17 protein-coding genes and 2 pseudogenes are annotated in these 22,280 nt (G+C 71.5%); 5 read left to right on the top strand and 14 right to left on the bottom strand.

Annotated elements, in window-relative coordinates:
- Window positions 1-116: 116 nt before the first annotated feature.
- The gene (locus ABZ714_RS02395) at window positions 117-827 is read right to left on the bottom strand and encodes a lysophospholipid acyltransferase family protein (protein ID WP_358823250.1); all 711 of its coding nucleotides are present in this window, start codon (window positions 825-827) and stop codon (window positions 117-119) included.
- 318 nt (window positions 828-1,145) lie between these two features.
- Between ABZ714_RS02395 and ABZ714_RS02400 the strand changes: the two genes are divergently transcribed.
- Entirely contained in the window at window positions 1,146-1,709 is a 564-nt protein-coding gene (locus ABZ714_RS02400) for an ATP-binding protein (RefSeq protein WP_358823251.1), read from the top strand.
- Window positions 1,710-2,059: 350 nt separating this feature from the next.
- Here the strand turns inward: ABZ714_RS02400 and ABZ714_RS02405 are convergent.
- From ABZ714_RS02405 to ABZ714_RS02420, 4 genes and pseudogenes are all read right to left on the bottom strand, one after another.
- A pseudogene (locus tag ABZ714_RS02405) lies at window positions 2,060-2,995 on the bottom strand (cytochrome c oxidase assembly protein); the annotation flags it as partial.
- Between the two features lie 109 nt (window positions 2,996-3,104).
- Complete coding sequence (locus ABZ714_RS02410) at window positions 3,105-4,130, bottom strand: 6-phosphofructokinase (RefSeq protein WP_358823252.1); 1,026 nt, start codon at window positions 4,128-4,130, stop codon at window positions 3,105-3,107.
- Between the two features lie 277 nt (window positions 4,131-4,407).
- Window positions 4,408-5,136 carry a glutamine amidotransferase gene (locus tag ABZ714_RS02415; protein WP_358823253.1) on the bottom strand — a complete coding sequence of 243 codons (729 nt, stop codon included), beginning with the start codon at window positions 5,134-5,136 and terminating at the stop codon, window positions 4,408-4,410.
- Between the two features lie 39 nt (window positions 5,137-5,175).
- On the bottom strand, window positions 5,176-6,414 hold the full coding sequence (locus ABZ714_RS02420) for a MurT ligase domain-containing protein (protein WP_358823254.1): 1,239 nt from the start codon (window positions 6,412-6,414) through the stop codon (window positions 5,176-5,178).
- Between the two features lie 114 nt (window positions 6,415-6,528).
- Between ABZ714_RS02420 and def the strand changes: the two genes are divergently transcribed.
- A complete protein-coding gene (def, locus tag ABZ714_RS02425; RefSeq protein ID WP_358823255.1) occupies window positions 6,529-7,122 on the top strand; it encodes a peptide deformylase in 594 nt (197 codons plus the stop codon).
- A gap of 181 nt (window positions 7,123-7,303) precedes the next feature.
- On the opposite strand, the gene ABZ714_RS02430 is transcribed toward def, so the two are convergent.
- Complete coding sequence (locus ABZ714_RS02430) at window positions 7,304-7,993, bottom strand: TetR family transcriptional regulator (protein ID WP_358823256.1); 690 nt, start codon at window positions 7,991-7,993, stop codon at window positions 7,304-7,306.
- Between the two features lie 169 nt (window positions 7,994-8,162).
- Between ABZ714_RS02430 and ABZ714_RS02435 the strand changes: the two are divergent.
- Window positions 8,163-9,417 (top strand): annotated as a pseudogene (locus ABZ714_RS02435) (acyl-CoA dehydrogenase family protein).
- A gap of 141 nt (window positions 9,418-9,558) precedes the next feature.
- On the opposite strand, the gene ABZ714_RS02440 reads toward ABZ714_RS02435, so the two are convergent.
- From ABZ714_RS02440 to ABZ714_RS02450, 3 genes are all read right to left on the bottom strand, one after another.
- Complete coding sequence (locus ABZ714_RS02440; protein WP_358823257.1) at window positions 9,559-10,050, bottom strand: glutathione peroxidase; 492 nt, start codon at window positions 10,048-10,050, stop codon at window positions 9,559-9,561.
- 134 nt (window positions 10,051-10,184) lie between these two features.
- Window positions 10,185-11,063, bottom strand: coding sequence for an acyl-CoA thioesterase II (locus ABZ714_RS02445; RefSeq protein ID WP_358823258.1), 879 nt, complete (start codon window positions 11,061-11,063; stop codon window positions 10,185-10,187).
- Between the two features lie 79 nt (window positions 11,064-11,142).
- On the bottom strand, window positions 11,143-13,656 hold the full coding sequence (locus ABZ714_RS02450) for a DUF3516 domain-containing protein (protein WP_358823259.1): 2,514 nt from the start codon (window positions 13,654-13,656) through the stop codon (window positions 11,143-11,145).
- Between the two features lie 342 nt (window positions 13,657-13,998).
- On the opposite strand from ABZ714_RS02450, the gene ABZ714_RS02455 reads away from it, so the two are divergent.
- Entirely contained in the window at window positions 13,999-14,790 is a 792-nt protein-coding gene (locus ABZ714_RS02455; protein WP_358823260.1) for a metal-dependent hydrolase, read from the top strand.
- 93 nt (window positions 14,791-14,883) lie between these two features.
- Here ABZ714_RS02455 and ABZ714_RS02460 read toward each other — a convergent pair whose 3' ends face one another.
- Window positions 14,884-15,315 (bottom strand): GNAT family N-acetyltransferase, encoded by a 432-nt coding sequence (locus ABZ714_RS02460; RefSeq protein ID WP_358823261.1) that lies wholly within the window; start codon window positions 15,313-15,315, stop codon window positions 14,884-14,886.
- A gap of 301 nt (window positions 15,316-15,616) precedes the next feature.
- Between ABZ714_RS02460 and ABZ714_RS02465 the strand changes: the two genes are divergently transcribed.
- Window positions 15,617-15,874, top strand: coding sequence for a hypothetical protein (locus tag ABZ714_RS02465; protein WP_358823262.1), 258 nt, complete (start codon window positions 15,617-15,619; stop codon window positions 15,872-15,874).
- Between the two features lie 71 nt (window positions 15,875-15,945).
- Here the strand turns inward: ABZ714_RS02465 and ABZ714_RS02470 are convergent, their stop codons facing one another.
- From ABZ714_RS02470 to ABZ714_RS02485, 4 genes are all read right to left on the bottom strand, one after another.
- Window positions 15,946-17,727 (bottom strand): ABC transporter ATP-binding protein, encoded by a 1,782-nt coding sequence (locus tag ABZ714_RS02470; protein WP_358823263.1) that lies wholly within the window; start codon window positions 17,725-17,727, stop codon window positions 15,946-15,948.
- A 141-nt stretch (window positions 17,728-17,868) separates the two neighbouring features.
- Entirely contained in the window at window positions 17,869-19,695 is a 1,827-nt protein-coding gene (locus ABZ714_RS02475; protein WP_358823264.1) for an ABC transporter ATP-binding protein, read from the bottom strand.
- 181 nt (window positions 19,696-19,876) lie between these two features.
- Window positions 19,877-21,367 (bottom strand): Gfo/Idh/MocA family oxidoreductase, encoded by a 1,491-nt coding sequence (locus tag ABZ714_RS02480; RefSeq protein WP_358823265.1) that lies wholly within the window; start codon window positions 21,365-21,367, stop codon window positions 19,877-19,879.
- Between the two features lie 385 nt (window positions 21,368-21,752).
- The gene (locus ABZ714_RS02485; protein ID WP_358823266.1) at window positions 21,753-22,199 is read right to left on the bottom strand and encodes a MarR family transcriptional regulator; all 447 of its coding nucleotides are present in this window, start codon (window positions 22,197-22,199) and stop codon (window positions 21,753-21,755) included.
- Between the last annotated feature and the right edge of the window lie 81 nt (window positions 22,200-22,280).

Below are 22,280 nucleotides of genomic sequence, written 5' to 3' on the forward strand. Positions count from 1 at the left end.
GGCACCGCGGCCGAACTCAAGGGCCGGATCACGGGGCCGGAGCCGACGAAAGGGGCGGCCGGAGAGATCCGGCCGCCCCTCTTCCCTGCCCTTGAGCGCGTGTCCGCCGCCCGGGCTCAGCGGCCCACCGCGCGGCTCGCCTTCTTCGCCTGTTCCGCCTCGGCCTTCACCTCGGCCGCGTAGCGGTCGACGTACTCCTGTCCGGAGAGTTGCAGAACGGCGTACATGATCTCGTCGGTGACGGCCCGCAGAATGGCCTTCTCGTCCTCGAGACCGGCATAGCGGGAGAAGTCCAGGGGTTTGCCGAAGCGGACCGTGACCCGCTTGACCTTCGGCAGCTTCTGGCCGGGCGGCTGGATCTCGAAGGTGCCGACCATGGCACACGGAATCACCGGCACCCCGGCCCTGAGCGCCATCACGGCCACCCCGACCTTGCCCTTGTAGAGCCGTCCGTCGTGCGAACGGGTGCCCTCCGGATAGATCCCCAGCAATTCGCCCTTGCTCAGGACGCCGAGCCCTTCGCGGATCGCGGCCTGCCCCGCCTCTTTGCCCGACCGGTCCACCGGGATCTGCCCGACGCTGTGGAAGAACGCGGCCGTCAGCCGTCCCTTGAGCCCGGGTCCGGTGAAATACTCCGCCTTCGCGAGAAAGGTGATACGCCGTTTGAGGATGGCGGGCATCAGGAAATGGTCGGAGAACGACAGATGGTTTCCGGCGACGATCGCGGCGCCCTCCTCGGGGATGTGTTCGAGACCCTCGATCCTGGGCCGGAACAGCAACCGCAGCAGCGGCCCCAGAAGAACGTATTTGAGCACGTGGTAGAACACGTCGGGGGTGCTCCTTCAGCAGCGGGCCGGTGGTGGGGGATGCGCCCCTGGTCCTGCGGGAATTCTCGAACGCGGTCATTTTATGTGTCCGTCGACCGCCGGGTCACCGCTCCGGCACACCCGGCCCGGGTCTTCGCCGGGACGGGCGGTACGCCGTGTGCTGTTGCGGCCCCCGGGTCCCGGGTTCACCCTGGGCAGTGACCCGAATGCGTCAGTCGGCGACTCTCCGTGATATTTCGGCGGGCCGTCGCGGCAGGTCGTCGTGGTCGGCGGCCGTGGCCGGGCGGATCCGGACTGTCGCGGTGAGGAGCCATCGTCATGCACGGTCAGACCGAATGCCGGTACAGCATGGAAGTGCTGGCGACGGAGGAGCGGATTCCGCGGATCCGGCGGATTCTCGCGGCCCATCTGCGGCACTGGGATCTCGAAGCCCAGATCGATCCCGTCTGCCGGGCCGTGGACGCGTTGATAGCCAATGTCGTCCGTCATGTGCCCGGCGATCCGACCTGTCTGGTCGAGCTGCGCTGGACCGGCCGCAGGATCAATGCCTCCGTCGCGGACCGCGACCCCCGGATGCCGAGGATGACCAGCTCCTGCCCCGCCCGGGGCGGGCTCGCCACCGTCGCCCAGCTCAGTGACAGCTGGGGCACCTGCGGCACCGGTGACGGCAAGGTCATCTGGTTCACCCGTACCGTCACCAGCCGCGGCCGGGTTCCGGGCGAGGGCGGCCGGGACGCCACCCTGCCGCCCGTGGGCGAGGCCCGGCCCCGGCCGGAGCCGGCCGCCGGTCAGTTCCTTGAGGCGATCATCCCCACGGTGAGCAGCCCCAGCACCACCCAGCCGAACCAGAGCCAGCCATTGCTGCCGAGCGCGGCCGTATAGGCGGTGACCAACACCAGGGTGCCGATCGTGATGGCACCCATCGCACGCGTGGAACCGGGCATACGCGCCCTCCTCGGACGACGACCTTGGCCACCGCCATGGTCGCCCCGGAAGGGGTGTCGGCGCTACCGCCCGGCGCCCGCGCCCTGCTCCCGGCGCCGTTCGGTGGCGCTTTCCGGGGCGCTCGCCGCCGTACCTCCGGCAGCCTCGGCGCCCGCCGTCACGGCCTCCGTATCCGTTCCGGAATCCGGGACGGCACCCGCCGTCGGAGTGCCGTCCGCCGACGCGGCCCCGGTCTCCGGCCCGGCCTCCGCTGCGGCCGGTGCCGCCGGGGCACCGGCGGCACGGGCCTGCAGCCGCGCCAGATAGGCGTTGTACGCCGCCAGCTCCTTGTCCCCGTCCCGGTCCGCCGCCCGGTCCGTCCGCCTCGCCTGCCGCTGATCCGACCGGTACCACTGGAAGACGAGCGCGATCAGTACCAGCACCGAGGGGATCTCGCTGAACGCCCAGGCGATACCACCGGCCGCGTTCTGGTCGGCGAGCGCGTCGATCCCCAGCGACGCCGGAGGGCTGTCGTACGTCTTCACCATCGGCGAGCTGGCCATCATCAGGGCGATACCGAAGAAGGCGTGGAACGGCATGCCCGCGAACAGCTCCAGCATCCGCATCACATAGCCCGGCCGGTGCGGACCGGGGTCCACGCCCATGATCGGCCAGAAGAAGACCAGACCCACCGCGAGGAAGTGGATCATCATCACGATATGGCCCAGCTGCGAGCCCATCAGGAAGTCGAAGAGGGGCGTGAAGTAGAGCCCGTACAGACTCGCGATGAAAAGCGGGATCGTGAAGACCGGATGGGTGATGATCCGCATATAGCGGCTGTGCAGCAGGGCGAGCAGCAGCTCGCGCGGGCCCGTCCGGCCCCGGCCCGACACCGGCAGCGCCCGCAGCGCCAGCGTCACCGGCGCGCCGAGCAGCAGCAGGATCGGCGAGACCATGCTGATGATCATGTGCTGCACCATGTGCACGCTAAACATGACCATGCCGTAGTCGTTGAGCTTGGTGCACATCGCCAGCAGCACCGTGAGCACACCGGCGACGAAGAAGACCGTACGGCCCACGGGCCAGGCGTCGCCCCGCCGTACCAGCCGGGTCACCCCCCAGCCGTAGAGCGCCAGCGCCACCAGACAGGCGGTGAGGAAGAACGGGTCGGGGGAGAGTTCCAGCCCGCGTTCCAGCGTGAACGGCGGCAGATCCATCGATGTGCCGTGCTCGCTGTGATCCATCCGCCGGCTCCTGATTCTGCTGTGCGTGCCTTGCCGCACCAGAGTAGAACCGCCCCCGGCCGCGATCTCGGCCGGGGGCGGTTCCGCGCGCCTGATGCCGCGGCGGTCGCTACAGCACGCACTCCGCCTCGGCGTACCGCTCGTCCGGAACCGTCTTCAGGGTCTCCACGGCCCGCGCCAGCGGTACCAGGGTGATGTCCGTTCCGCGCAGCGCCGTCATCATGCCGAACTCGCCCCGGTGCGCGGCCTCGACCGCGTGCCAGCCGAACCGGGTCGCCAGGACCCGGTCGTACGCGGTCGGCGTACCGCCCCGCTGCACATGGCCGAGGATCACCGGCCGCGCCTCCTTGCCCAGCCGGTCCTCCAGCTCGTTGGAGAGCTGGCGGGCGACCCCGGCGAACCGCTCGTGGCCGTAGACGTCCTTGCCGCCCTCGTCCCAGCGCATGGTGCCCTCGCGCGGCTTGGCGCCCTCCGCGACCACCACGATCGCGAACCGCTTGCCCGCCTCGAACCGGGCGCCGACCCGCTTGGTCAGCTCCTCGATGTCGAAGGGCCGCTCGGGGACGACCACGGCATGCGCCCCGGCCGCCATCCCGGAATGCAGCGCGATCCACCCGGTGTGGCGGCCCATGACCTCGACGATCAGTACCCGCTGATGCGACTCGGCGGTGGTCTTCAGCCGGTCCAGGGCCTCCGTCGCCACCCCGACCGCCGTATCGAAACCGAAGGTCACATCGGTGGCGGCGATGTCGTTGTCGATGGTCTTCGGTACGCCGACGATCGGCAGACCGCCCTCGGAGAGCAGATGCGCGGCCTTGAGGGTGCCCTCGCCGCCGATCGGGATGACCGCGTCGAGACCCAGGTCGGCGCAGTGGCCCTTGGCCCGCTCGACGCCGTCGCGGAGCTGCTCGGGCCGGACCCGGGAGGAGCCGAGGATCGTACCGCCGCGGGCCAGGATGCCGCCCACCGCGTCCAGGTCCAGCTTGCGGTAGTCACACTCCAGCAAGCCCTTCCAGCCGTCGTGGAAACCGATCACCTCGTCGCCGTGGTCGACGACCGCGCGGTGCACGACGGACCGGATGACGGCGTTCAGACCGGGGCAGTCGCCTCCGGAAGTGAGCACACCAATGCGCATTGCCCGAATTACCTTTGCAACGTGGGCCGACTCCCGGACCACGTCGTCCGGCTGGATCGAGCCTCACCCTACCGGCGCCCCGGGCCACCGGCCGAATGGGGCGTCCGCCTGATGGGACGCCGGGGCCTCGCCGCCGGACCCGTACCCGATCCCGCTCCGGTCCCGGGTCGCGCTCCGGCCGGATCCCGCCGTACGGACCCGGGGCGGCGGTGCCGTACGGACCGCGGGTACGCCGAAGTCCCCGGCCGGACGGCTCGGGGACTTCGGTCGGCGGGGCTCAGGCGGGCTGGGTCGCCGTCGTGATCCGCTCGTTCCGCAGCGCCTCGTACCACCGGTCGTCGACCGGCGGCAGCGCGTTCACATCGAGCGCCAGCTTCAGCAGCAGATCCGCGATCTGCGGATTGCGCGCCATCACCGGACCGTGCATATACGTGCCGAACACGGTCTCGTTGTACGCGCCCTCGGTGCCGTCGCCGGTGCCGTTGCCGCGGCCCAGGACGGTCCGGGCGAACGGCCGGGCGGTGGGCCCGAGGTGGGTGATGCCCTGGTGGTTCTCGAAGCCGGTGAGCTGCGGCAGCCCCAGCCGGGGGTCGATGTCCGCGAGGACGTCGCCGACGCAGCGCTCGCCCTCGCCCCGGGTGGAGACCACATCGATCAGACCGAGGCCCGGCTCCCGCTGCCCCAGGTCGTTGATGAACTCGTGGCCGAGGATCTGGTACCCGGCGCAGACCGAGAAGATGATCGCGCCGTTCTCGGCGGCCCGGCTCAGTCCGGTGTCGCGCCGCAGCCGCTCGGCGGCCAGCCGCTGCGGCCGGTCCTCACCGCCGCCGATCAGATAGATATCGCCGGAGGTGGGGACGGGCTGGTCGCTGCGGACGTCCACCCGCTGGACGTCGAGGCCGCGCTGCCGGGCCCGCCGCTCCACGACCAGCGCGTTGCCCTGGTCGCCGTAGGTGGACAGCAGGTCCGGGTAGACCCAGACCAGACGGAGGCTGTTGTCGGCCATGCTGGATCAGTCTCTCTCGTTCTCGTCGGTCCGGTCGGCTCAGTTGCCCACGCGGCGGCGGACGTCCTGGAAGGCGGTGTAGTTCGCGATCAGCTCGATCCGGCCGGGCGGCGCCATCGCCACCGCCTCGTCCACGGTCTCGCAGACCCGGAAGTCCAGGCCCGCGACCTCCAGCCGGACCGCCAGGTCGAGCCGCCGGTCGCCGATGACCACGATCGGATGCCCGGCGAGCCTGGTGTAGTCCACGTCCCAGAGCCAGGAGGTGTCGGTACCGTCGGCGCCGCGCGCGTTCACCGACAGGATCACCGGGGTCGGCGGCGGGTCGATCAGTGAGAACGTCTCCAGCCAGCCCGCCGGGTTCTTCGCCAGCAGCAGCCGCAGCTCCCGCTGGTTGAAGGTGACCACGTCATAGCGTCCGGCGACCGCCTGCACCTGGTACATCCGCTCCAGCGCCACCTGCGGCGGAACGCCGAAACAGGCGGCGACGGCGGCCGAGCTGGTCGCGTTCGCCTTGTTGGCGCGGCCCGGGAGCTGGAGATGGATCGGCCAGGCCGAACCGTGCGGGTCGAGGACATGGTCCCCGCTCAGCACCCAGCTCGGCGCGGGGCGGCGGAAGCCGCACTCGCCGCAGTACCAGTCGTCGCCCGGGCGCTGCATCACACCGCCGCAGGACGGGCAGGACCAGGCGTCGTCCTTCCACGCCTGTCCGGCCGCCACCCACACCACATGCGGAGAGGAGGAAGCCGCCCACACCACCAGCGGATCGTCCGCGTTGGCGATCACCACTGCCTTGGTGCCCGCCAGCCCCTCCCGCCACTTCTCCGCCAGCATCCGGGTCTCGGCGGCCCGGTCGAGCTGGTCGCGGGAGAGATTCAGCAGCGCGATCGCCTTCGGCGTCACATCGCGCGCCACCCCCGCCAGATACTTCTCGTCGACCTCGATCACACCGAACTTGGCGCTGGAACCGCCCGCCAGCGCGGAGGTGATCCCGGCCGGCATATTCGCGCCCAGCGCGTTGGACACCACCGGCCCGGCGGCGCGCAGCGCCTCCGCGATCAACCGTGTGGTCGTCGTCTTGCCGTTCGTCGCCGACACCAGGACGACGTCCAGGTGCTGCGCCAGCCGCCCCAGCAGATCGGGGTCGAGTTTGAGCGCGACCTTCCCGCCGATGACCGAGCCGCTACCGCGTCCGGCCGCACGTGACACCGCCGCCGCCGCCTTGCCGGCCGTCACGGCGAGCTTGGCGCGAGGCGTCAGTGGCTCCGAGGTGCCTGCCATGGTCCTTGATCCTCCTTGCATCGGTCGACCCCAGCCTATCCAGGTCCGGCCCCGCCGCCGTACCTCGGCACCGGGCGACGCGGCCGACAGCCCCGGGAACGTACCCTTGCGCCCATGCGAAACCGGCCGATCCCCGGCAGTTCCGGACGCGTACGGCCCGTGAGCCTCTTCCGCGATCCCGTGCTGCACGCCCCCTGTGCACCCGTCACCGACTTCGGCCCCGGGCTGCGCCGGCTGGTCGAGGACATGTTCGCGACCATGTACGCGGCCCGCGGGGTGGGTTTGGCGGCCAATCAGGTCGGGGTCGGGCTGCGGGTGTTCGTCTACGACTGCCCCGACGACGAGGACGTCCGCCACCTCGGGCATCTGGTCAATCCCCGGCTGGTCGAGGCGGACGGCGTGGAGCTGCGCGGGCCCGAGGGCTGCCTGTCGCTGCCGGGGCTGGAGGCCGGGACCCCGCGGTACGACCGGGCCGTGGTCGAGGGCTTAACGGCGGACGGCGAGCCGGTACGGGTGGAGGGCACCGGGTTCTTCGCCCGCTGCCTCCAGCACGAGACCGACCATCTGGACGGTGTGGTCTACGCGGATCTGCTCACCGGGCTGCGCCGGACCCGGCTGCTGCGCGCGGTCGCCCGGGCGCCCTGGGCGGACCGGGTCGGGAGCCGGGGCGGCGGCGGGTCCGGAGAGCGACCGCTCGCCGGCCCCTGACACCGGGCCGCTGGCCGGACCACCGCCGTGCCGCCGCCGGGCCCGCCCGGGGCGGCGGAGCGTTCAATTCCGTACGGCGGTGTTCCGTACGGTCGTGTTCCGTGCGGCGGTCTTCCGCAAGGCCGCGCGGGGGCTGTGTTCCGTACGGCCGCCGCCCGACCGCCGGACGGGCCGCGGCGGCTCAGAAGCCGGGGCCGCCGTCGCGGTCGGCGGCCGTGGCGAGCCGCCCCCAGAGCAGATCGGTGAGATCGGCGACCAGCTCGGCGCGGGAGCACGGCCGGTCGCCGAGCCACCAGTCGCCCGCCGCGTGCATCATCCCGACGATGCCGTGGCCCCAGACCCGGGCCAGCCGGGTGCCGTCGGGCCCGAGGTCGACCCGCTCGCCGATGACCTGGGCCAGCTCCTCGCCGAGCCGCCGCAGCAGGGGCGCGGAGTGCCGTCCGACGTCGAAACCGGTCTCGGCCGCCGGGGCGCTCGCGGCCCCGTTCCCCGCCGGGGCGGAGGCCGTGACGGGCTCGGCCGGATGCATCAGGAACCGGTAGACCTGCGGTCTCGCCTCGATGGCGGCGAGATAGGTGTCCAGGGTCGCCGCCACCCGCTCCCGGCGGTCCGCGGGGGCGTCCAGCGCCGCACGGAGCGCCTCCAGCAGCGCGTCGGTGTGCCGCTTCGCCAGGGCCCGGTAGAGGCCGCCCTTGTCGCCGAAGTGCCGGTACAGGATGGGCTTGGTGATGCCCGCCTCGGCGGCGATCGCGTTCATGGACGCACCGGGACCGTCGCGGAGCACGACCCGGTCGGCCGCCTCCAGCAACTCCCCGCGGCGCTGTTCGGCCGCCGACCGGTCCTGGTCGGCGGCGTGCCGCGTGGTCTCCATCAGATCGTTCTCCCGCCCCTGCGATATGCCTGACGCCTGCGCAAAGTAACACCCTCCGGACCGCTCGGACCGGCCGCCGGGACGTTGACAGGCTCTACTGCCCGGTAACAGACTGTAGTTACCGCGAGTAACAGTGGTCTGTGATCGGGTGTCCGGAGGGGTTGTGGCGATGTCTGTTCCATCTGATTCATCTGTTTCGTCTTCGTTTGAGCTGAACGACGAGCAGCGGCTGCTGCGCGACTGGCTGCACGGCTTCGCCGCCGACGTGATGCGCCCGGCCGCCGCCGAATGGGACGAACGCGAGGAGACGCCCTGGCCGGTGATCCAGGAGGCGGCGAAGCTCGGGATCTACTCCCTCGACTTCTACGCCCGGCAGTACACCGACCCCACCGGCCTGGGGATCCCGATCGCGATGGAGGAAACTGTTCTGGGGCGACGCGGGTATCGCCCTCTCCATCGTCGGTACGGGCCTCGCCGCCGTGGGCGTTCTCGCCAACGGCACCGACGAACAGATCGGTACCTGGATCCCGCGGATGTACGGGGACCCCGACGACGTCAAGGTGGCCGCCTTCTGCTCCTCCGAACCCGACGCGGGTTCGGACGTCGGAGCCATGCGGACCCGCGCCGTCCACCTTCCCGCCACCGGCGAATGGGTGCTCAACGGCGTCAAGTCCTGGGTCACCAACGGCGGGATCGCCGACGTCCATGTGGTGGTCGCCGTGGTCGACCCCGAACTGGGGGCCCGCGGGCACGCCTCCTTCGTCGTACCCCCGGGCACTCCGGGGCTCGGCCGGGGCCGGAAGATCCGTAAGCACGGTATCCGGGCCTCGCACACCGCCGAGGTCGTCCTCGACGACGTCCGGATCCCCGGCCACTGCCTGCTCGGCGGCAAGGAGCGGCTGGACGAACGGCTGGCCGGGGCCCGTGAGCGGGCCGGGACCGGCGGCGGGGGCGAACGGACCAGGAACGCCGCCATGGCCACCTTCGAGGCGTCCCGCCCCGCTGTCGGCGCCATGGCGGTCGGCACGGCCCGGGCCGCGTACGAGGTGGCCCTGGAGTACGCCGGGACCCGGACCCAGTTCGGCCGGCCGATCATCGACAACCAGGGCATCGCCTTCCAGCTCGCCGATATGCGGACCCGGATCGACGCGGCCCGGCTGCTGGTCCGGCGGGCGTCGTGGATGGCGGCGGCGGGACGGCCCTTCGACGCCGCCGAGGGCTCGATGTCCAAACTCTTCGCGAGCGAGACGGCGAAGGACGTCACCGCGCGAGCCGTCCAGATCCTCGGCGGGAACGGCTTCACCCGGGAGTATCCGGTCGAGCGGATGCACCGGGACGCCGCGATCTACACGATCTTCGAGGGGACGAGCGAGATCCAGCGACTGGTGATCGCCCGCGCCCTCTCCGGCGTCGCCATCCGCTGAACCGCCCGTACTCGAAGCGCGTACCCCCGGGTTCGTACGGCCCGACCCGCACCACCCGGCTCGTACCGCCGGGTTCGTACGGCCCGGATCCGGGCACCCGGTTCCGGATGCCCGGCCCGTACCACCCGTCGCGCGGCGGGATCAGGCCGTCAGCAGCCGCTCGATCGCCGCGACGACCTCGGGCGCGTCCGGCTCGGTCCGGGGCCGGAACCGGGCCGCGACCGCGCCGTCCGGGCCGATCAGGAACTTCTCGAAGTTCCACTGCACGTCCCCGGCCTGGCCCGCCGCGTCGGCGGTCCGGGTCAGCTCGGTGTACAGCGGATCCCGCCCGGCCCCGTTGACCTCGGTCTTCGCCAGCATCGGGAAGCTGACGCCGTAGGTCGCCGAACAGAATGTCGCGATCTCGTCGGAGCTGCCCGGCTCCTGACCGCCGAACTGGTTGCACGGTACGCCCACGACCGTGAAGCCGCGCTCCCCGTACTCCTTCTGGATCCGCTCCAGCCCGGAGTACTGGGGCGTCAGTCCGCACTTCGACGCGACGTTCACCACCAGCACCACCGAACCCCGGTACGCGCCCAGGGATGTCGGCTCGTCCGCCAGGGTCCGCAGCGGGATGTCGTACAGCGTCGTCATCTCTCGACTCCTCGTCTCGTGGTGCTCCCGTGAGGTCACACGGGGTCTTCTTGTGAACGGTGCCTCACCCCGGGAGGCCGTGGGAGGCGGTCCGGGGACGGAGAGCGGCCCAGCTGCCGCGTCACTCACGGACGTCAGCCGCCGAGTGGCCGGAACAAGCCCTCCTGGACGACCGAGACCAGCAGTTCGCCGTCCCGGTTGTAGATCCGGCCCCGGGCCAGCCCGCGACCGCCGGTGGCGATCGGCGACTCCTGGTCGTAGAGGAACCACTCATCGGCCCGGAACGGGCGGTGGAACCACATCGCGTGGTCCAGCGACGCCAGGTCGAAATTGCGTGGTCCCCACAGGGGTTCGATCGGGATGCGTACCGCGTCCAGCAGGGTCATATCGCTGGCGTACGTCAGCGCACAGGTGTGGATCAGCGGGTCGTCGCCCAGCGGTCCGACCGCCCGCATCCAGACGGCGCTGCGCGGATCGGACTCCTTCTCCTTGATCTCCGCCGGGCTCCACCGCAGCCGTTCGGTGTAGCGGATGTCGAACGGCTGACGGCGGGCCATCCGCTCCAGCGCCTCCGGCAGCGCGCCCAGATGCTCCCGGATCTCGTCCGCGACCTTGGGCAGCGTCTCGGGCGCCGGGAAGTCCAGCCGGGGTGGCAGCTGGTGCTCGATACCGCCCGGCTCGGGCGAGTGGAAGGAGGCCGTCAGATTGAAGATCGTCCGCCCCTCCTGGACCGCCGTGACCCGGCGGGTGGTGAAGGACCGGCCGTCCCTGACCCGCTCCACCTGGTAGACGATCGGCACCCCGGGGCGGCCGGGCCGCAGGAAGTAGGCGTGCAGGGAGTGCACCGGGCGCTCCCCGTCCGTGGTGCGGCCCGCCGCGACCAGGGCCTGTCCGGCGACCTGGCCGCCGAAGACCCGCTGAAGCGACTCGTCGGGGCTCGCCCCGCGGAAGATATTGACCTCGATCCGCTCCAGATCGAGCAGATCGACCAGGCGTTCGGCCGGATTCGTCATCGCACTTCTCCTGATCGCGCCTCGTCCGGCCCGGTCCGCCGACCGGACCGGGGGGAACGGCGGAGCGCCGTCCACCCGGTCACAGCTGCCCCACCGATGTCACTCGTACCACCGCACGGCCCTCTTCGTCGGAGGCCGCGAGATCGACCTCGGCACTGATGCCCCAGTCGTGGTCGCCGGCGGGGTCGGCGAAGATCTGCCGGACCCGCCACAGCCCGTGCGGCTCGTCCTCCTCGATCAGCAGCAGCCGGGGACCGCGGGCGTCGGGTCCGGTGCCCAGCTCCTCGTGCTCGTCCCAGTACGCGTCCATGGCCTCGCCCCAGGCATCCGCGTCCCAGCCCGACTCGGTGTCCAGCTCGCCCAGCTCCCCGACCTTGTCGAGGGCGGCCAGCTCCACCCGCCGGAACATCGCGTTCCGTACGAGTACCCGGAAGGCCCGGGCGTTGGCGGTGACCGGCCGCACCTGGTCGGCCTTCTCCTGGGCCTCCTCGGCGGTCTCCACATCGGGATTGGCCAGCTGCTCCCACTCGTCCAGCAGGGACGAGTCGACCTGGCGGACCATCTCGCCGAGCCAGGCGATCAGATCCTGGAGGTCTTCCGACTTCAGATCGTCCGGGATGGTGTGCTCCAGCGCCTTGTAGGCACCGGCCAGATAGCGCAGCACGATGCCCTCGGTCCTGGCCAGCTCGTAGAACGAGGTGAACTCGGTGAACGAGAGCGCCCGCTCGTACATGTCGCGGATCACGGACTTCGGCGAGACCGGATGGTCACCCACCCAGGGGTGGCTCTTGCGGTAGACGTCGTACGCGTGCCACAGCAGCTCCTCCAGCGGCTTCGGGTACGTCACCTCCTGGAGCCGCTCCATCCGCTCCTCGTACTCGACGCCGTCCGCCTTCATCAGCGCGACCGCCTCGCCGCGGGCCTTGTTCTGCTGGGCCGCGAGGATCTGCCGGGGGTCGTCGAGCGTCGACTCCACCACGGAGACCATGTCCAGCGCGTACGACGGCGACTCCGGGTCCAGCAGCTCGAAGGAGGCCAGCGCGAAGGTCGACAGCGGCTGGTTGAGCGCGAAGTCGTGCTGGAGGTCGACGGTCAGCCGGACGATCCGGCCCTGGGCGTCCGGCTCGTCGAGCCGCTCCACCACCCCGCCGTCCAGCAGCGACCGGTAGATCGCGATGGCCCGGCGGATGTGCCGCAGCTGATTGCGGCGCGGCTCGTGGTTGTCCTCCAGCAGCCGCCGCATCGCGTCGAAGGCGTTCCCCGGGCGGGCGATCACCGACAGCAGCATCGTATGCGTCACATTGAACCGGCTGGTCAGCGGCTCGGGCTCGGACTCGATCAGCTTCTCGAAGGTCGAGTCCGACCAGGCGACAAAGCCCTCGGGTGCCTTCTTCCGGACCACCTTGCGGCGCTTCTTCGGATCGTCGCCCGCCTTGGCCAGCGCCTTGTCGTTCTCGATGACGTGCTCGGGTGCCTGGGCGGCGACCAGCCCGGCCGTATCGAAACCGGCCCGCCCCGCCCGGCCTGCGATCTGGTGGAACTCCCGGGCCCGCAGGGTGCGGACGCGGGTGCCGTCGTACTTGGTGAGCGCCGTGAACAGCACCGTACGGATCGGGACGTTCACTCCGACCCCGAGGGTGTCCGTACCGCAGATCACCTTCAGCAGCCCCGCCTGGGCCAGCTTCTCCACCAGCCGACGGTACTTGGGCAGCATGCCCGCGTGATGAACCCCGATCCCGTGCCGGACGTAACGCGACAGATTACGTCCGAACTTGGTGGTGAAACGGAAGTTGCCGATCAGTTCGGCGATCCGCTCCTTCTCCTCCCGGGAGCACATATTGATACTCATCAGGGACTGCGCCCGCTCCACCGCCGCGGCCTGGGTGAAGTGCACGATGTAGACCGGTGCCTGCCGGGTCTCCAGCAGCTCGGTCAGCGTCTCCGTGATCGGCGTACGGCGGTACTCGTACGACAGCGGGACCGGGCGGGTCGCGGAGCGGACCACCGCGGTGGGACGGCCGGTCCGCCGGGTCAGATCCTGCTCGAACCGCGAGACGTCCCCGAGGGTCGCCGACATCAGCACGAACTGTGCCTGCGGCAGCTCCAGCAGCGGGATCTGCCATGCCCAGCCGCGGTCCGGCTCCGCGTAGAAGTGGAACTCGTCCATCACGACCTGGCCGATATCGGCGTCCCGGCCGTCCCGCAGGGCGATCGAGGCCAGGATCTCGGCCGTACAGCAGATCACCGGGGCGTCCGCGTTGACCGACGCGTCTCCGGTCAGCATGCCCACGTTCTCGGTGCCGAAGATCTTGCAGAGGTCGAAGAACTTCTCCGAGACCAGAGCCTTGATCGGGGCGGTGTAGAACGTCACCTCGTCCCGGGCCAGGGCCGCGAAGTGGGCGCCCGCCGCCACCAGCGACTTCCCGGAGCCGGTGGGCGTGGAGAGGATCACATTCGCCCCCGACACGACTTCGATCAGCGCCTCCTCCTGCGCCGGGTAGAGCGAGATGCCCCGGCCCTCCGCCCAGGAGGAGAAAGCCTCGAAGAGGGCATCGGGGTCGGCGTCCGGCGGCAGCTGATCGATAAGCGTCACGCCCCCATCTTGCCTGGCGCGGGCCGCCGGATTCACCTCGGACCAGGGATCCGGGCGGCGCGGCGAAGATCACGGACGGTACGCTGCCCTGTCGGCCGGGGCTTCCCCGGCCCGACCGGCCTTTCGGGGCGGGGCGGTTCGGCGGTGACGGCCGGGCCCGCTCACCCGTGAACCCGGCGACAACGACAACGACATCAACAACGACATCAACAACGACAGCAACAACGACAGCAACAACGACATCTATAACGACTACGTCGATTGCATCGGCGACAGCGGCCCACCGGGCCCGGGCGGAAACGTTCCGGGACGGCCGGGCCACCACGGGGCGGGGACACGATCATGATGGGACCGGCGCACTCACTCTCCGGGGCGGCGGCCTGGCTGGGGGTGGGCGCGGCGACGGCCGCCGCCGGGCACCCCATGCCCTGGCCGGTACTGGTCGTCGGCGCGCTGATCTGCGCGGGCGCCGCCCTCGCACCCGATCTCGACCACAAGGCGGCGACCATCTCCCGGGCCTTCGGGCCGGTCTCCAAGGCGCTCTGCGAGATCGTCGACAAGCTCTCCTACGCGGTGTACCAGGCGACCCGCAAGCCCGGCGACAAACGGCGTACGGGCGGCCACCGCACCCTCACCCATACCTGGGTCTGGGCCGTAATGATCGGCGGCGGCGCCTCCGCCCTCGCCGTCACGGGCGGCCGCTGGGCGGTCCTCGGGATCCTCTTCGTCCATCTGGTGCTCGCGGTCGAGGGCTTGCTGTGGCGTGCCGCGCGGATGTCGAGCGATGTCCTGGTCTGGCTGCTCGGCGCCACCAGTGCCTGGATCCTCGCCGGGGTCCTCGACAAGCCGGGCAACGGCTCCGACTGGCTCTTCACGGCCCCGGGGCAGGAGTACCTCTGGCTGGGGCTGCCGATCGTGCTCGGCGCCCTGGTCCACGACATCGGCGATTCCCTGACCGTCTCGGGCTGTCCGGTGCTGTGGCCCATTCCCATCGGCAACAAGCGCTGGTACCCCATAGGTCCGCCGAAGGCGTTGCGCTTCAGGGCCGGTAGCTGGGTGGAGCTGAAGGTGCTGATGCCGGTCTTCATGCTGCTCGGGGGAGTGGGCGGGGCCTCGGCGCTCAATGTGTTCTGAGCCCGGCCCGGCCCGATCCGCGGGGGCCGGCCCCGGCGCCGTCCGGGGCGGTGGGCGCGCCGAGTGCCGTCCGGTGGGGGCGGCCCGCGCGGCTCAGCCCCGGTCCGTCGTCCGGTACATCCCGATGGAATCGTGCCCGGCGGTGTCCGCGAAGCCGAACTTCTCGTAGAGATGGCGCGCGGGGCCGTCCGCGATCAGGGATACGTACGCGGTGGCGGGCGCCCGGCGGTCCAGCTCCCCGGTGAGCGCGGCCATGATGCGCTTGCCGAGGCCACGCCCCTGGTGGGCGGGGTGCACACAGATATCGACGAGCTGGAACGCGGTACCGCCGTCCCCGATGATCCGGCCCATGCCGATCGGCTCGCCCGCGTGGTGCAGGACCACGCCGAACCAGGTATTGGGAAGGGCGAGGGCGACCGCCTCGGGGCTCTTGTCGGAGAGCCCTGCGTCGGTGCGCAGTCGGCGGAAGACCTCCGTCGTGGGTACGCCGGTCCGGATCTCGTAAGGGTCCTCGTCGATCTGCATGGATTACATGCTAACGGGTGGGCGATCAGCGGCGGCAGGCCGGACGACGGTGTCCGGCCCCGGTCCGGGGCCCCGCGACGGCTACTCCCTCCGCCCGTGGTGGGCGGCGGCCGACGGCCGGGGCACGGGGGTCCGGGCCGGTTCGTCACCGGTCCGGCACGGTTGTCCACAGGGGGTGGCGCGGTGGTGCCGTCCGGGCCTAACGTCCCCTCAGCACGTCCCCTCGGCCGCCGGTGTGGCGGCCCAGTCGTACGCCGTGGCGCACTGTCGTCGTCGCGGCCCGCGTACCCCGGGAGCGCCCATGCGCCGTAGCCGTCCGACCAAGGCCCTGCTGGCCCTCGTCGCCTCCGCCGCCCTGCTGATCGGCGCGGCGGGCCAGCTGGCCAAGATGATCGTCCCCGAATCCGCGCCGCGTGCGGCGGCCGCGGATGTCGCGCCCGTGCTCATCGGCGGATTCCTGATCGGCGCCGCCGCCCAGCTCTTCGACGACGGCGGCCAGGCGGGCCCGCAGGAGCGCCACATAGCCGCGATGAACAAGGCGGAGCTGGTCGGCGCCTGATCCCCGACGGGCCCCGCGCGGGGCGGGAAGCCGGTCCTGCGGCTCCCCGCCCAATGGGTCCACCGGGCCTGTCAGCCGTGCCAGGACCGCCAGAGCGCCGAGTACGGCCCCCCGGCCGCCACCAGCTCGTCGTGCTGCCCCAGCTCGGTGATCCGGCCCTCCTCCACGACGGCGATCACATCGGCGTCGTGCGCGGTGTGCAGCCGGTGCGCGATCGCCACGACCGTACGGCCCTCCAGCACGCGCGACAGGGACCGCTCCAGCTCCCGGGCCGCCCTCGGGTCCAGCAGGGACGTGGCCTCGTCAAGCACCAGAGTGTGGGGGTCGGCCAGGACCAGCCGGGCCAGCGCGATCTGCTGCGCCTGCGCCGGAGTCAGCGCCAGACCACCGGAGCCGACCTCCGTGTCCAGGGCATCGGGCAGCGCCCGCGCCCAGCCGTCCGCGTCCACCGACGCGAGCGCGTCCCACAGCTCGGGATCCGCCGCCCCGGCCCGCGCGAGCCGAAGATTATCCCGCAGCGTCCCGACGAACACATGGTGTTCCTGGTTGACCAGGGCCACATGCTCGCGCACCCGCTCGGCCGGCATCCGGGACAGCTCGGCCTCGCCGAGGGAGACCCGGCCCGACCGGGGCCCGTAGATCCCGGCCAGCAGCCGCCCCAGCGTCGACTTCCCGGCCCCCGAGGGACCGACGAGCGCCACCCGGCTCCCCGGCTTCACGGCCAGGGTCACGTCGTGCAGGACGTCGACGCCGTCGACATAGCCGAAGCGCACCTTGTCGGCGCGCATCTCGCGCCCCTCGGGCCGCAGCTCGGCGTCCCCCGCGTCCGGCTCGATCTCCCGCACACCGACCAGCCGGGCCAGCGACACCTGGGCGATCTGCAGCTCGTCGTACCAGCGCAGAATCGTGCCGACCGGCTCCACCAGCATCTGGGCCAGCAGCGCGCCCGTGGTCAGCTGGCCCACATCGAGCCACCCCTGGAGGACGAACACCCCACCGACCAGCAGCACCACACCGAGCACGGTGGTGTGGGTGGCGTTGATCGCCGGGAAGAGGATCGACCGCAGATACAGCGTGTAGTTCTCCCAGGACGTCCATTCCTTGATCCGCCGGTCCGACAGCTCGACCCTGCGCCGGCCCAGCCGGTGCGCCTCGACGGTCCGGCCCGCGTCGACGGTCTCGGCGAGCGCCGCGGACACCCCGGCCAGCCCCGCCGCCTCCGAGCGGTAGGCCGACGGCGCCCGGCGGAAGTACCACCGGCAGACCACGATCAGCAGTGGGGCCGCCACCACCACGGCGAGCGCCAGCGGCGGCGCCGTGATGGTCAGCCCGGTCAGCAGCAGCGCCGCCCACACCACCCCGATGGCGAGCTGGGGCACGGCTTCCCGCATGGCGTTGGCGAGCCGGTCGATATCGGTGGTGATCCGGGCCAGCAGATCACCCGTACCAGCCCGCTCCAGCACCCCCGGAGGCAGCCGTACCGACCGGACGAGGAAGTCCTCGCGCAGATCGGCCAGCATCTCCTCGCCGAGCATCACCCCCCGCAGCGCCACCAGCCGGGCGAGGAACGTCTGGAGCAGCAGCGCCACCACGAACAGTGCGACGACGGGCCCCAGCCGCAACTCGTCGGCCCCCTCGTTGAGCCGGTCGACCAGGGAGCCCAGCAGATACGGCCCCACCATGGAGGCGATCACCACCAGCGCCTGGACTGATATCAGCACGGTGAACGCACGGCGATGCCGCCGTATCAGCTCCCGCGCATAGCCCCGTACGGTCGCGGCGCCGCCCACCGGCAGCGTCGTCGCCGACTCGGGTGCCGCCGGATCGAAATCCGGCGCTTTCACCCGGAACATGGTCATTCCTCCTGAAGTCTGAATGAAGTCTGAAAATGGGTGCGTCCGGTGGGCGGGTTCGTCCCGCCCACCGGTCCGTCACACGGTCTCCGTCGTCGCGCCCCGGTCGGTCGGGCCGGGGCGCGCGGGCCTCCCGGTCGGTCAGGCCGGGACGCCCGCCTCCTGGTCCCGGCCGGGGTCGGCCTCACGGGTGACGACGGCGCGGTAGCGGGGCTCGGAGCGCAGCAGCTCCCGGTGGGTGCCGACGGCGGCCACGGTCTCGCCGTCCACCAGCACCACCCGGTCCGCCAGATCGAGCAGCAGCGGCGACGAGGCGAAGACCACCGTCGTACGGTCGTCGCGCAGCCGCCGCAGCCCCGCCGCGATCCGGGCCTCGGTGTGGGAGTCCACGGCCGACGTCGGCTCGTCGAGTACCAGCACCTCGGGGTCGGTCACCAGGGACCTGGCCAGGGCGAGGCGCTGGCGCTGGCCGCCGGAGAGCGATCGGCCGCGCTCGGTGATCGTGGTCTCCATGGGGTCACCGGATCCGTCGGAGTCGCCCGAGGCGCGGCCCAGGGCGGTCAGTACGTCGGCACACTGCGCCGCGTCCAGCGCGTCGGCGGCCGAGACCCGCCCCGACGAGGGGACGTCCAGCAGCTCGCGCAGAGTGCCGGAGAGCAGTACGGGCTCCTTGTCCTGGACGAGGACGGCCGTTCTGGCCTCCTCCAGCGGCAGCTCGTCCAGCGGGACCTCGCCCAGCAGTACGGAGTCCACCGGGGCGGCGGTCCCACCCGCCGCATCGCTCTCCCCGGGACCGGACGGGGCCACTACATCGGCGGCCGGATGGCCGCCCAGCCGTTCGGCCAGGTTCCCGGCGGTGTCGGGGTCGCCGCAGACGACGGCGGTCAGCAGCCCTTCGGGCGCGAGGACGCCCGTCACCGGGTCGTAGAGGTCACCGGTGGCGCGTCCGTGGTCGCGGTCGGTGGTCGTACTCGTCCTGCGGAGCGCGAGCACCCGGGCCGCGCGCTTCGCGGACGGCTTCGAGTAGGAGTAGGCGAGGGCGATCTCCTCGACGTTCCGCAGCGGGTGCTGCGCCAGGAGTACGGCGCTGTAGACGGTGACCAGCTCACCGACGGTGATCTGCCCGTCCAGCGCCAGATGGGCGCCGTAGACCACCACGATCAGCATCAGCGCGCCCGGCAGCAGGACCTGGATCGCGGAGATCAGGGACCAGGTGCGGGCGGCCCGGACGGCGGCCCGGCGCACCTCCTGGGACGCCTCGCGGTAGCGGTGGAGGAACTGCTCCTCACCGCCGATACCGCGCAGGACCCGCAGTCCGGCGACGGTGTCCGCGGCGAGTTCGGTCGCGTATCCGGCCTTCTCCCGCTGGACGTCGGCCCGCTTCGACGCGGGCGCCAGCAGCGGCAGCACGGCCAGACCGATGATCGGGAAGCCGATCGCGACCACCACACCGAGGGCGGGCTGGTAGATCACCAGCGCCCCGCTGACCAGCAGGACCGTCGTGGCGGCCGCCAGGAAGCGGGAGAACGCCTCGACGAACCAGCCGATCTTCTCCACATCGCCGCCGGAGACCGCGACGACCTCGCCCGCGGCGACCCGGCGGGTCAGTACCGAGCCGAGTTCGGCGGTCTTGCGGGAGAGTAGTTGCTGGACCCGGGCGGCGGCGGTGATCCAGTTGGTGACGGTCGCCCGGTGCAGCATGGTCTCGCCCACCGCGATCCCGGCACCGAGGACGGCCAGCAGCCCGCCCGCCCAGGCGAGCCGGGTCCCGTCCCGGTCCACCACCGCCTGGACGGCGATACCGGTGGCCACGGCCAGTCCGGCGATGGAGAGCTGGTTCAGCAGGCCCCAGCCCAGAGCCTTTGCCTGGCCGCCGAGCTGATGGCGAAAGAGCCAGGCCAAAAATCGCGTACCCGATCGCACATCGGGTTTACCGGGATCCCTGAAGGGAAGATTCTGGATCTGCATGGTGCCCCAGCACAGTCGAGGGTGGTGCAAACCGTGCAAGGTTCGCTCCGATCGCCCCGTTCGCGCAATCGGTTTTCGGGCGTTTCGAACGCCCGCGCGTGCCGGGGGGAGCGGAGCCGTACCCGGCGCCCGCTCCCCGTACGGCATCGGCCGTACTCGGGTTCGAAGCGGAGTCTCCGCCTCACTCTCCAGGTTTGGCCGAATCCACACCCGGACGGCTTCGGCGCCACTCGCCGCGGGTGAAGTCCGGGATCTGCAGCGGGGCGCCCTGGGCCTTGATCGACAGATGGCTCAGCGGTACCGGAGCGGTCCAGACCGCCGCGTCGTACACATCGAAATCGGGGACCAGCCCGAGCCGCATCGTCTGGATCAGACGGAAGAGCATGATGTAGTCCATCCCGCCGTGACCGCCGGGCGGGTTGGCATGCTCCTTCCAGAGCCAGTGGTCCCAGTCCGCGTACCGGGAGAAATTGCCCCAGGCGTGGTTGGAGTGGTCGGGCTCCAGATAGATCCGGGCCGGGTAGTCCTCGAAGACGCCCTTGGTGCCACCGAGGCTGTTGATCCTGCTGTACGGATGCGGGGTCGACACATCGTGCTCCAGCCGGATGATCCGGCCCTTGGCCGTCCGCACCATGCTGATGGTGCGGTCGGCGGAGACGTAGCTCTCCTTGAAGCTGGGGTCGCCTGCCGGCATATGCGCCTTCCGGTACTCGGCGAGGCCGAGTGCGGGGGTGCCGAAGCTGGCGATGGAGACCGCCCGGTCGCCGCGGTTGACGTCCATGTAGTTGGCGATCGGCCCGAAGGCGTGGTTCGGATAGAGATCGCCGCGGAGCCGGGTGTGCCAGAGCCGCCGCCAGGGGCCCTCGTAGTAGTCGGAGTCGAACATCAGATCGCGCAGATCGTGGTTGTATGCGCCCGCGCCGTGCAGCAGTTCGCCGAACTTCCCGGCGTGGGCCATTCTCAGGACCCGCATCTCGTTCCGGCCGTAACAGCAGTTCTCCAGCTGCACGCAGTGGCGCCGGGTGCGTTCGGAGAGGTCGACCAGGGCCCACAGCTCCTCCAGCCGCATCGCGACCGGACACTCCACCCCGACGTGCTTGCCGCCGCGCAGGGCCGCCTTCGCCATGGCGAAGTGGGTCTCCCAGGGTGTGGCGACATAGACCAGGTCGAGATCGCCCCGCTCACAGAGCTCGAGGTAGTCGTCGTCGCCGTTGGTGTAGAGGGTGGGGGAGGGCTGTCCGGCCGCGACGACCTTGGCGGCGGCCCGCTCGGTCTTCGTGCGGACCGGGTCGCAGAGGGCGACGACTCGTACCCCGGGCAGGGCGAGGAAGAGGCCGAGCATCGAGGCGCCCCGGTTGCCGAGGCCGATGATCCCGAGCCGGACCGTGCTCCGGCGCTCGAAGGGCACCCCCGCCATGGTCCGGCCCTGGCGCGGCGGTACCTTCAGCGCCTCGGCGGCGGCCACCGCCGCCCTACCGTCCGGGGGCGCCGCGGACGCGGCCGATGCGCCGAGCCCGCCGAATCCGCCGAGGGCCGCCCCGGCCCCGGCGACCCCCGCGGAGGTCCGCAGGACGGAACGGCGGCTGGGGGAGTCGGTGGAGTCCGGCGAGGGAGCGGCGCCGTCGTCGCCGGGGACGGCCGATGCGCCGTGGTCGGGTGCTGCGTCGTTCATCGAGCCTCCAGATAAGGGGAGCTGATGGTGCGCTGCTGGGCCGTGTCCAGGGGAGCTCTCCGGGCTCGCCACCTGGCACGACCGGGTACTGAATCTCCGTCAGCACGATCTCGGGTGAGGAGGCTGATGCGCAAGAGGGCCTCTGTGTCCCGTGTGTCGCCACCGTGCCGAGCCGTCGGGTCCGGGCGCGGCCTCCCAGGTCCCGGTTCCCCCCTGGGGAAGGCCCTGTATGCCGCGCTGATCCGGCACGGCCTAGCGGTGAGCATGCTCCGGTCAACGCAGGGGCGCAATGGTGCGCGGGGGCCGATCTCGTACGGTCCCGGCATCCTCGGCGGCCGACGCCGCGTCACCCCCGTACGGGCGCGGCTGAAGCGGCCCCGGCGGGTCAGCGGCTCCGGGCCGGACCGTCCGCCAGGGCGGAGAGCAGGGCGCCGAACTCCGTGCGCTGCGCCGGGGAGAGCGGCGCGAGGATGTCCTCGGCGGCGGCGCGGCGCGCCTCGCGCAGTGCCCTGAGCGTGGCGCGGCCGGTGTCGGTCAGCTCGATCCGTATGACCCGGCGGTTGTCGGGGTCGGGGGCGCGGCGGACCCGTCCCGCCGTCTCCAGGCCGTCCACCAGGCTGGTCACCGCGCGGGGCACCACTTCGAGCCGGGCGGCGAGATCGGCCATCCGCGGCGGGCGCTCGTCGTGCGCCAGGGCGCGCAGCAGGCGCGACTGGGCGGGTGTGATCACGACCCCGGCGGACTCCAGCCGGCGCTGCTGGCTGCGGTGGATCCGCCGGGTGAGCCGGAGCAGCTGCTCGGCCAGCAGGCCGTCGGGCTCGGGTGTGGTCATACGGGAACACTATCAGGACTTACTTCATTGTGTACATAGGTAACTATGAGCTATGCTCTCGATGTCGTCGTGCCGGACGTG

Origin of the sequence: Streptomyces sp. NPDC006798 (genome assembly GCF_040635975.1) — a bacterium.
Classification (GTDB): Bacteria; Actinomycetota; Actinomycetes; order Streptomycetales; family Streptomycetaceae; genus Streptomyces.

Bases quoted from the DNA above. Each gene is read 5' to 3' on its own strand.
- ABZ714_RS02440 (WP_358823257.1), bottom strand. From the start codon at position 10,050: ATGACGACGCTGTACGACATCCCGCTGCGGACCCTGGCGGACGAGCCG.
- ABZ714_RS02470 (WP_358823263.1), bottom strand. From the start codon at position 17,727: ATGTTCCGGGTGAAAGCGCCGGATTTCGATCCGGCGGCACCCGAGTCG.
- def (WP_358823255.1), top strand. From the start codon at position 6,529: ATGCGAAACCGGCCGATCCCCGGCAGTTCCGGACGCGTACGGCCCGTG.
- ABZ714_RS02400 (WP_358823251.1), top strand. From the start codon at position 1,146: ATGCACGGTCAGACCGAATGCCGGTACAGCATGGAAGTGCTGGCGACG.
- ABZ714_RS02415 (WP_358823253.1), bottom strand. From the start codon at position 5,136: ATGGCCGACAACAGCCTCCGTCTGGTCTGGGTCTACCCGGACCTGCTG.
- ABZ714_RS02455 (WP_358823260.1), top strand. From the start codon at position 13,999: ATGATGGGACCGGCGCACTCACTCTCCGGGGCGGCGGCCTGGCTGGGG.
- ABZ714_RS02420 (WP_358823254.1), bottom strand. From the start codon at position 6,414: ATGGCAGGCACCTCGGAGCCACTGACGCCTCGCGCCAAGCTCGCCGTG.
- ABZ714_RS02430 (WP_358823256.1), bottom strand. From the start codon at position 7,993: ATGGAGACCACGCGGCACGCCGCCGACCAGGACCGGTCGGCGGCCGAA.
- ABZ714_RS02485 (WP_358823266.1), bottom strand. From the start codon at position 22,199: ATGACCACACCCGAGCCCGACGGCCTGCTGGCCGAGCAGCTGCTCCGG.
- ABZ714_RS02445 (WP_358823258.1), bottom strand. From the start codon at position 11,063: ATGACGAATCCGGCCGAACGCCTGGTCGATCTGCTCGATCTGGAGCGG.
- ABZ714_RS02480 (WP_358823265.1), bottom strand. From the start codon at position 21,367: ATGAACGACGCAGCACCCGACCACGGCGCATCGGCCGTCCCCGGCGAC.
- ABZ714_RS02465 (WP_358823262.1), top strand. From the start codon at position 15,617: ATGCGCCGTAGCCGTCCGACCAAGGCCCTGCTGGCCCTCGTCGCCTCC.
- ABZ714_RS02475 (WP_358823264.1), bottom strand. From the start codon at position 19,695: ATGCAGATCCAGAATCTTCCCTTCAGGGATCCCGGTAAACCCGATGTG.
- ABZ714_RS02460 (WP_358823261.1), bottom strand. From the start codon at position 15,315: ATGCAGATCGACGAGGACCCTTACGAGATCCGGACCGGCGTACCCACG.
- ABZ714_RS02410 (WP_358823252.1), bottom strand. From the start codon at position 4,130: ATGCGCATTGGTGTGCTCACTTCCGGAGGCGACTGCCCCGGTCTGAAC.